This window comes from Desulfosarcina sp., from assembly GCF_041551955.1.
Lineage (GTDB): Bacteria > Desulfobacterota > Desulfobacteria > Desulfobacterales > Desulfosarcinaceae > Desulfosarcina.
On the sequence record NZ_JBFELV010000188.1, the window covers coordinates 1 to 9191 of the forward strand.

Below are 9191 nucleotides of genomic sequence, written 5' to 3' on the forward strand. Positions count from 1 at the left end.
CTGCTGGCCGCCCTGTTTCAGTCGATCAGCGCCCGGACCGCCGGATTCAACACCCTGGACTTGGGCATCATGGCCAACGAGACCCTGTTCATGCTTTGCATCCTCATGTTTATCGGCGCCTGTCCCGGCTCCTGCGGCGGGGGGGTCAAGACCACCACCGTCGCCGGCCTGGCGGTGTTGGACATCTCGCGCTTGAGAGGATTCAGCCGCCCCCAGGTGTTTCGGCGCACACTGACCGAGGCCAGCATGTCCAAGGCCACCAGCGTGGTCATGGTCAGCGCGGCAGTCATCACCCTGGCCGTCATGGCGCTGATGGTCAGTGAACTGGGCGGGATCTCCCACAACCAGACCCGCGGGCGCTTCCTCGAGCTGTTTTTTGAAACCATCAGCGCCTTCGGCACCGTCGGGCTGTCCACCGGCATTACCGACAGCCTGACCCCATTCGGACGCATCACCATTGCCGTGCTCATGTTCATCGGCCGGCTGGGCCCGATGGTTATAGGCCTGGCCGTGAGCCGGGAGCGCGTCAACCGGTTTCAGTTCGCCGAAGAAAACATCATGATCGGATAAAAACATGAAAAAGCAATTTGCCGTGATCGGACTGGGAAATTTCGGTTATTATCTCGCCTCCGAGCTGTTTCAGAAAGGCCACGAGGTGCTTGGCATCGACATCAACCCCCGGCAGGTCCAGGAAATCCGGGATCAGGTGAGCCGGGCCGTGATTGCCGACGCCACCGATCTGCAAGCCCTCAGAGAGCTGGAACTGGAAACGATGGATGCCGTCGTGGTGAGCATCGGATCCGTACTCAACAGCTCGATCCTGGCAACGCTCAACGTCAAGGATTTGGGGGTCAAGCGGGTGGTGGCCAAGGCGGTGAGCAATGCCCATGGCCGCATTCTGCAGAAAATTGGGGCCGATGACATCTATTTCCCCGAAAAAGATATCGCCCTGACCGCGGCCCAGCGGCTGGACAACCCCAACGTACTCGACTACCTGCCCTTCATGGAGGGGTACAGTATTGCTGAACTGGCTCCCCCTAAGGCATTTATTGGAAAAAGCTTGATCGAACTGGATTTGATCAACAAGCACGGGATTCAGGTGGTTGCCATAAAGGAGATGGTACCCGAGAATGTGGTCATGATTCCTACCGGCCGGTTTGTCGTCAAAGACAGTGATGTGCTGGTCCTGCTGGGCCCAGACAAGGCGCTGACCGGACTGAAGGAGTAGTCAAACTGAACCTTCTATGTGATCTCCCGGTGAATACACTTTCAGACAGAAAGGGTGGGGCAAAGCTTATTTTCCAGGCAGTCGAAAAAAATCACGTGGCATAGCGAAAATTAAATGTTAGGCCACCGCCGCATAGCCCCAGGGAAATGCAATCCGGGGGAGAACTTTACTTTCCGGCCCCTAAAAATGGAGCAGCCTAAAATGTACTCATTATTTGAAAAGTATCGGTTAATCTTGTCTCGTATTGCGGCAGTCTGTGTTTTATTCTTCCTATTCAGCACAAAGAGCCGCTGGGAAACAAAAAACGAAACAATCACCTTTTCTTTGTTTTTCATAGGCCTGATTTTTGTGGCTATTGCATCATTGGGTAGAATGTGGTGTTCGCTTTATATAGCTGGTTACAAAGATGATAAATTGGTTACTGAGGGGCCTTACTCGATATGTCGCAATCCTTTGTATTTTTTTAGTATGATAGGGGTGCTTGGGATTGGGTGCGCCACCGAGACCTTTACTTTTCCCATCGTATTCATCCTTCTATTTGCATTTTATTATCCATTCGTCATAAAAAGTGAAGAAAGACGACTTAAACACCTTTTCGGCGTTGCGTTTGACGCCTATGCTAAAAAAGTCCCGGCATTTTTCCCAAAGCTCTCCACTTTTTCTGAACCTGAAGCGTATCTCGTAAAACCACCTGTATACAGAAAACATATTTTCAGTGCCTTATGGTTCGTTTGGTTGGCAGGGGTACTTGAAGTGATCGAGGGACTCAGGGAAATCGGTCTGTTGCCTTCTTTGTGGTCGCTTTTTTAAAAATTGGTATCGTATGTCAATCATTGCACACGATATTATTATTGCGGGGCTTGGCTCAAGAATGGTGATTTATTGAGTTATAGAACCCAAGCACTTTTGCCAATATTCACTGGTCAATGCAATCCAATGTAAACAGGAAAATCCCATCCAGAAGATTCCGTTTCTGGATGGAAGCGATCTATCTGGGTTGTCAGGCAACCTGCGTCTTTTGGAGCCGTATTTTTTTCAAAGCCGCTTCCATAGACATTCATTTTATCAGGCTGGCGGACTGGTTTTTCAGTCCCCGATGGTCACAATACCCAGGTAGCCGTCCACGGTGAGACGGTCGCCGGTGTGGATCAGGGTGCTGGCGTCGGCGACGCCCGTGACGCAGGGCAGACCGTATTCGCGGGCGACAATGGCGCCGTGAACCAGCATGCCACCGCGCCGCTCCACGATGGCCGCGGCCAGGGGTACCACGAAGGTCATATTGGGATCGATGGAATCGCAGACGAGAATTTCACCGGATTTGAACTGAAAAAGGTCGTCGACCGCTGAAATCACCCGGGCTTTCCCCACGGCCAGACCCTGGCCGGCGGGCTGGCCGATGATCTGGCGGGCCCGCATGATGAAATCCCCGTCAGCAGTGTCTACGGTCTGCGGAACCAGACCCGGGCGGCCCTGATGCTGGACCGGTTCGTCGATGGTCGCCTGTTCCTTGACGATGTCGTGGATGGCGGCCGGATCCGATAGAATCTTAACTGCCTGGGCGGGTGTGAGGGCGTCGGCGTCCACCCGGTCGAGCTCACCGATGCGCCGCTTGGCCTCGTCCACAACCTTGAGCAGCTGGGCCTCGATGCGGGCAAGGACAATATTGTCGTTGTCCCGCAGCCGGTAGCTGGATCGTCCAATCTCTAAAAGTTGGCGGGCAAACTCCCGTCGGTCTTCGGGAAAACGGTTGACAAAATCATCGGCCAAGGCGGCGATGTCCGGCCGCCCGGCAGCCGCCTCGGGTTCGGCCTGTTCCGCCATTTCCAACAATAAGCGGATCAACCCTTCGCGGTCCTTGAAAAAACGGACTGCTTTGAATGTTAGATCTTCGTAGCGTTCCAGAAAAGCGTTAAAATAAGTTGAAAACGCTTCGTTTACATCTTGCATGGTCCCGGACGTTAATCGTTCACGCAGGCGATTGTCGGACCGGATCATGCGCGCCAGCCTGCGCAGCTCCAGATTGCGTTCCATCCCGGTCATGCGGGTTTCGCCCAACAGGGCGGTGAACGCATAGGGGTCTTCGGGCTTCACCAAGTCGTTATAGACCTGGCCGAAGAGGCGGGCACCATGGGCAAAGGGGATGAAGTCGCGCCAATAGACATCTACCCAGTAACGATGAATGCGCATGCGCGTCTCGATGGCGTCGATGAGCTGGGCGTCGGAGAGTCCTGCCGGGTCGGTTTTGGACAGCGACCGGGCCTCGGCGGCCATCTCGGGTAGGAGTTCTTCCTCGATGCGGCGGTGCAATACCTTCAGGTTGTCAAAGCTGCGCTTAAGGCTCAGATACCAGGGACGTTTGTCGCCTGCGGACCAGGGGGTGCCGTCCGATGGGCTGTCCTGGGTCGTGGTCACCGGCCGGCTCTGGAGGAGATAAAGGGACTCTCCCCGAATGGTCCACTCCGTGTCCTGAGGCCCTTTGAAGGTTTTCTCCAGGCGCATGGCCATGCCAAACACCCGGTCCAGGGAGCCCTGATCCAGCGGGGGGGCGTGCCGTTCTGCTTCCACCAGCGGCAGCAAGGTGACGCCGCCGTCCACCGGCCGCATGGCCTGTTCCCGGACGGCCGGCGTGTGGTTAATTATTTTGCCGGTGCGGCGGTCCAGGGTCCAGCGATCCGGAACGATGGCGCCATCCACCAAGCCTTGATTGAGACCGTAGACCGATTCCACCACCGCATGGTCGGCGCCGTCGGGACTTTTGGAAAAGGCTACGCCGGAGCGCTCGCCGGCCACCAGCTCCTGAACGATCACCGCCATGGCACTTTTTCGCATGTCCATGCCCAGTTCCTTGCGGTAGAGTAGAGCGCCGTCGGACCACAGGGACGCCCACACCAGACGGATGTGTGCTAAGATCGCATCGAGGCCGCGGACATTGACGTATGATTCGTGCAGGCCGGCGAAAGAGCTGCCGGCGCGGTCCTCCTGGGGTGACGAGGAGCGCACCACCACCGGACGGCCGGCAAATCGCGCCTCCAGTTCCGAGGCGAGCGTTTCTCTCAGAGGGTCGGAGATGGCGGTGTTGAGAAAAAGGTTGCGGATGCGCAGAGCCATGTCCCAGATCTCTTCCCAGCGCATCTGTGCCAGGGGAAGCCGGCCTATCTCCATTTCGATACGTGTCCCCAGGCCGGTGGTGCGGATGAAGTCTTCGTATACGCTGGTGGTTACGCATAGGCCGTCGGGTACTGTGATTCCGCCGCGCATCAGCGTGGCCAGGGCAAGCGCCTTGCCGCCCACCAGACCCTGGTGACGGCGTTCGATGCGGGCAAAAGAAAGGATGCCGTTCATGGCTGCACGATCCGGTTCTTCTGGATTTCCAAGATGGTAACGTCCTGGAAATGAGCCACCACATCGTAGCGGTCCACGGTTACCTCGATGATGGCCGTGTTGGGGGAGGTGGCAAAGCCGGACATGTGGGGCTGTTTGGCCAGGTATACCGTTCGGGCGGCTTCCAGGCGATCCGCGGGAACTTCCTCGGCAGCGCCGGACACTGTCACGGCAATGGACTGGCGGATGTCCGTGGCCATATTCGAGCTGTTGTGCACCAGCAGAGAAACCGACGGGTTCTGCTTGAGGTTGGCAAATTTACGCGTAGCCCGGGGGGTGCACACGAAGAGCGTTTTCAGGTCGTCGCCGGCGGCAAAGGCCACCAGCGTGGTGTGGAGGCTGTCACGTGAGCGGGTCGCCAGGACGGCAAAGTACTGCTCGGCGAAAAGGGCTGAGAGTTTTGATTTGAGTTGGTGGATGTCTTTCACCTGTGATACCTCCGGAGGGTTGGCTTGCAGTCAAATTTCCAGGGCGATGAGGTCCGCATAGGTCTCCCGCCGACGGGCTTGCGTGGTCTGATCGCCATCGACGATTACCTCGGCGGCACGGGGCCGGGCGTTGTATTGGGAAGACATGGTGAAGCCGTAGGCACCGGCGGAGAAGACGGCCAGGTGTTCTCCGGGTTCCACAGCGGGAAGCCGTCGGTCCTGGGCTAAAAAATCGGAGCTTTCGCAGATGGGACCCACCACGTCCACGACAATTTTCTCACGGTATTTGGGGGTTACTTCCCCGATGCGATGGTACGCACCGTAAAGAGAGGGGCGCACCAGGTCGTTCATGGCTGCATCCACGATAACGAAATTCTTGGCGCTGCTTTTTTTGGTATACAGGACCTGGGTGACCAGAATACCGGCATTCCCGGCAATGGCGCGGCCCGGCTCCAGGATGACGGTGAGCGTCCGGCCAGCGAGGCTATCGACAATGGCCTGGCCCAGATCCGCGGGCAGGGGCGGCGCCTCTTCGTTGTAAGTGATGCCCAGCCCCCCACCCAGATCGAGGTAGCGGATGTCCACGCCCGAGAATTGAAGCCGGTCGGCAAAGGCGAGCAGCTTTTTCAGGGCTTCCACAAAGGGGTCGATCTGGGTGAGCTGGGATCCGATATGGCAATCCATGCCCACCGGTTCCACAAAAGGCGCTTCCTTGGCCAGCAGATAGGCACCGGCGGCCTCGAGCATATCCAGACCGAACTTGTTTTTCTTGAGCCCGGTGGAGATGTAGGGGTGGGTTTTGGGATCCACGTCGGGGTTGATGCGGATGCTGATCCGAGCCGGTGTATTCATCTCTGCAGCGATGCGCCCGATGTGTTTGAGCTCTTGGGCGGATTCCACATTGAACATGAGGATGTCGGCCTTCAGGGCGTCCCGGATCTCGTGTTCCTGCTTGCCCACGCCTGAGAAAACGATTTTGCGGGGATCGATGCCGGCCGTTAGGGCCCGGTGCAATTCTCCCCCCGAGACGATGTCCACACCGGCACCAAGGCCGCCCAGCAGGCGAAGGAGACTGACATTGCCGTTGGCCTTGACCGAAAAACAAGTCAGGTGATCCAGTTCACCCAGGGCCGTGTCGAAGGCGTGGTAATGGCGCGTGAGCGTTCTTTTTGAATATACATACAGAGGGGTACCGAAGCGCTCGGCCAATTCCTTGACGCGAACCCCTTCCGCCCAAAGCTCTCCGTCGCGGTACTCGAAATAATCCATGGCTTTCACCTCTTGCTATGGAAGCCCATTGATTCGGGTGATGGTCCATATAGTACCACCGCGGTCACCGGGAAAACAGCGGGAAGCGGCCGGGAAGGACAGTATTGGCGTGAGACGGTCGTTTGAGGAATCGAAATAATTCCCCTTACGCCTATCCCCGCGGCAGGTCGCAGCACCCTTTTTCCGGCAGGTCGGACCCACCCATGAGAAAAACGTCTACGGCACGGGCAGCTTCGCGACCTTCGGAGATGGCCCAGACGATCAGGGACTGTCCACGGCGGGCGTCTCCGGCGGCAAAGACGCCAGGCCGCGAGGTCATGAAATTGCTGCCGGTACTGATGTTGCCCCGAGCGTCCAGGGCCAGCCCGAGCTGGGCAACCAAGGTGTCCGGATCCGGGCCGACAAATCCCATCGCCAGGAGCACCAGATCCGCTGGCCAGGTTTTTTGGGATCCAGGAATCTCTTCGAATTGTTCCGGTCGGCCAGCCTCCCCGGTCCATCGCACGCGAACCGTCTCCAGGGCCTGCACCCGACCGGCGTCGCCGATGAATCGTTTGGTGAGTATATTCCAATTGCGGCTGCCGCCTTCCTCATGGCTGCTGCTGGTGCGCAGGCGCATGGGCCAGTAAGGCCAGGGCTGAGATTCAGGGCGTTCTTCCTGCGGCCGGGGCAGCAGTTCGAAATTGACCACAGAGGCGGCGCCCTGACGGTGGCTGGTGCCGATGCAGTCGCTGCCGGTATCTCCTCCGCCAATGACGATGATCTGCTTGTCGTTGGCGTTTATGGAAAGTGTCCGCACTTCACCGGAGACCACACGGTTCTGGCCGGAAAGAAAATTCATGGCATAGTGGATGCCTTCAAGTCCGCGGCCGGGGATGGGCAGGTCCCGGGGTCGGGTGGCGCCGCAGCAGACGACGATTGCATCGAACTCGGTGCAAAGCGTCTCTCCGGAAATGTCCACACCGGCGTGTACGCCGGTTTTAAAAAGAATGCCTTCTCTTTCCATCAGGTTCAATCGCCGATCGACCACCTGTTTTTCAAGCTTGAAGTCGGGAATGCCGTAGCGCAGGAGTCCGCCGGCCTTGGGGTCCCGTTCGAACACGACCACCGAGTGACCGGCCGTGTTGAGCTGCTGGGCGCAGGCCAGGCCGGCAGGACCGGAACCGACCACCGCCACTGTTTTGCCCGTGCGCCGCAAGGTCGGTTGCGGGCGGACCCATCCCTTTTCGAAGGCGTGTTCGATGATGGTCTTTTCAATCTGTTCAATGGTCACCGCCGGTGCGTTGATGGCCAGCACGCAGGCCTCCTCGCAGGGGGCCGGGCAGAGGCGACCGGTAAATTCGGGAAAATTGTTGGTGGCCATGAGCTGTTTGAAGGCCGCCTCCCAGCAATCCTGGTATACTTCGTCGTTCCAATCCGGTATGCGGTTTCCCAAGGGACAGCCGGCGTGGCAGGTCGGCACCCCGCAGTCCATGCAGCGGGCGGCCTGGTCGCGCAACCTTTCCTCGGGAAAGGCTCTGTAGATCTCCTTGAAATCTCCAATCCGCTCTTTTACCGGACGCCTGTCGGGCAGCTGCCGGTCGTGTTCCATGAATCCCGTGGGCTTTCCCATGGCGTCTAATTCTCCTCTTTGGTCAACCGGGCAATTGCCTGTTTGTACTCCCTGGGCATCACCTTGATGAATCGCCCTTTAATGGGCTCTCGAGATTCAAGCAGCCGTGAAGCCACCGTACTGCCGGTGAAGGTCAAGTGGGCTTCGATGAGGCCGATCAACTCGGCTTCGTCATCCCCTGTTACCGGCTCCAGGTCCACCGATTTACGGTTGCAGCGGTTTTGCCTGAAGTGTCCGTCTGCGTCGTCCAGGACATAGGCGACACCGCCACTCATGCCGGCGGCGAAGTTGCGTCCCGTGGGACCCAGCACCACCACCCGGCCGCCGGTCATGTACTCGCAGCCATGGTCGCCCACCCCCTCCACCACGGCCACGGCGCCGCTGTTTCTCACACAAAAGCGTTCACCGGCGCGGCCCCGGATATAGGCCCGGCCAGCCGTAGCGCCGTAAAGGGCCACATTGCCGATGATGATGTTCTCTTCGGCGGCAAAAACAGCTTCCTCCGGCGGCCGGATGGCCAGCACTGCACCGGAAAGGCCCTTACCGAAGTAGTCGTTGGCATCCCCTTGGACACGCACGGTGATGCCCGGGGCGCCGAATGCGAAAAAGCTCTGGCCGGCGCTGCCGGCGGCGTTGATCACAATGGTGTCGTTGGGCAGCCCTATTTCGCCGTATCGTTTGACAATCGCATGGCTGAGGCGGGTGCCTAACGTACGCTGGACGTTGGTGATGGGCATATCGATCTGCGTGGCCAATCCATCTTGCAGGGCCGGCAGGGCCAGCCGGATCAGGTCGGCATCCGGCGGTGCTTGGGTATCGTTCATCAGCCCTTTGGGGATGCACAACCGCAGGATGTGTTCCGGTGGCACAGGCTGGTGCAGGATGGGGTTCAGGTCCAGGCCGCGGGACTTCCAGTGGTCTAAGGCGGGGTTGATTTTCAGCCGGTCAACCCGACCGGACATCTGGTCGATGGTGCGAAAACCCAGCCCGGCCATGATGGCCCGCAGGTCTTCGGCGATAAAGCGCATCAGCCGGACCAGGTGCTCGGGCTTGCCGGTGAATTTTTTCCTCAGCGCCGGATCCTGGGTGGCGATACCCACCGGGCAGGTGTTCAGGTGGCATACCCGCATCATGACGCACCCCAGCGCCACCAGGGAAATGGTGCCGAAGCCAAACTCCTGGGCGCCCAGCAGGCAGGCCACGGCCACGTCATGGGCGGTTTTGAGCTGGCCATCGCACTCCAGCACCACCCGGTCACGCAGGCCGTTTTGGA

General features: G+C 58.6%; 8 protein-coding genes. 3 read left to right on the forward strand and 5 right to left on the reverse strand.

Going from position 1 to position 9191, the window contains the following annotated elements:
- The 3 genes from ABYV26_RS14515 to ABYV26_RS14525 all read left to right on the forward strand — a co-directional run.
- On the forward strand, window positions 1–570 hold a 570-nt coding region (locus tag ABYV26_RS14515; protein ID WP_372682070.1), incomplete at its 5' end, for a potassium transporter TrkG.
- A 4-nt stretch (window positions 571–574) separates the two neighbouring features.
- Window positions 575–1228 (forward strand): TrkA family potassium uptake protein, encoded by a 654-nt coding sequence (locus ABYV26_RS14520; protein ID WP_372682071.1) that lies wholly within the window; start codon window positions 575–577, stop codon window positions 1226–1228.
- 201 nt (window positions 1229–1429) lie between these two features.
- Entirely contained in the window at window positions 1430–2038 is a 609-nt protein-coding gene (locus tag ABYV26_RS14525) for an isoprenylcysteine carboxylmethyltransferase family protein (RefSeq protein WP_372682072.1), read from the forward strand.
- A gap of 276 nt (window positions 2039–2314) precedes the next feature.
- On the opposite strand, the gene ABYV26_RS14530 is transcribed toward ABYV26_RS14525, so the two are convergent.
- From ABYV26_RS14530 to ABYV26_RS14550, 5 genes are all read right to left on the reverse strand, one after another.
- The gene (locus ABYV26_RS14530; RefSeq protein WP_372682073.1) at window positions 2315–4570 is read right to left on the reverse strand and encodes a PEP/pyruvate-binding domain-containing protein; all 2256 of its coding nucleotides are present in this window, start codon (window positions 4568–4570) and stop codon (window positions 2315–2317) included.
- Window positions 4567–5037 (reverse strand): pyridoxamine 5'-phosphate oxidase family protein, encoded by a 471-nt coding sequence (locus tag ABYV26_RS14535; RefSeq protein ID WP_372682074.1) that lies wholly within the window; start codon window positions 5035–5037, stop codon window positions 4567–4569. Before ABYV26_RS14535 ends, ABYV26_RS14530 begins: the two co-directional genes overlap by 4 nt.
- 30 nt (window positions 5038–5067) lie before the next feature.
- Entirely contained in the window at window positions 5068–6306 is a 1239-nt protein-coding gene (lysA, locus tag ABYV26_RS14540) for a diaminopimelate decarboxylase (RefSeq protein ID WP_372682075.1), read from the reverse strand.
- 151 nt (window positions 6307–6457) lie between these two features.
- Complete coding sequence (locus ABYV26_RS14545) at window positions 6458–7918, reverse strand: glutamate synthase subunit beta (protein WP_372682076.1); 1461 nt, start codon at window positions 7916–7918, stop codon at window positions 6458–6460.
- A 5-nt stretch (window positions 7919–7923) separates the two neighbouring features.
- Window positions 7924–9191, reverse strand: a 1268-nt coding sequence (locus tag ABYV26_RS14550) for a glutamate synthase-related protein (RefSeq protein ID WP_372682077.1), incomplete at its 5' end; no start/stop codon positions are given.

What these genes read in the sequence shown, in the direction of transcription:
- lysA (WP_372682075.1), bottom strand. Translation starts at nt 6,306, where the DNA reads ATGGATTATTTCGAGTACCGCGACGGAGAGCTTTGGGCGGAAGGGGTT.
- ABYV26_RS14520 (WP_372682071.1), top strand. Translation starts at nt 575, where the DNA reads ATGAAAAAGCAATTTGCCGTGATCGGACTGGGAAATTTCGGTTATTAT.
- ABYV26_RS14545 (WP_372682076.1), bottom strand. Translation starts at nt 7,918, where the DNA reads ATGGGAAAGCCCACGGGATTCATGGAACACGACCGGCAGCTGCCCGAC.
- ABYV26_RS14530 (WP_372682073.1), bottom strand. Translation starts at nt 4,570, where the DNA reads ATGAACGGCATCCTTTCTTTTGCCCGCATCGAACGCCGTCACCAGGGT.
- ABYV26_RS14525 (WP_372682072.1), top strand. Translation starts at nt 1,430, where the DNA reads ATGTACTCATTATTTGAAAAGTATCGGTTAATCTTGTCTCGTATTGCG.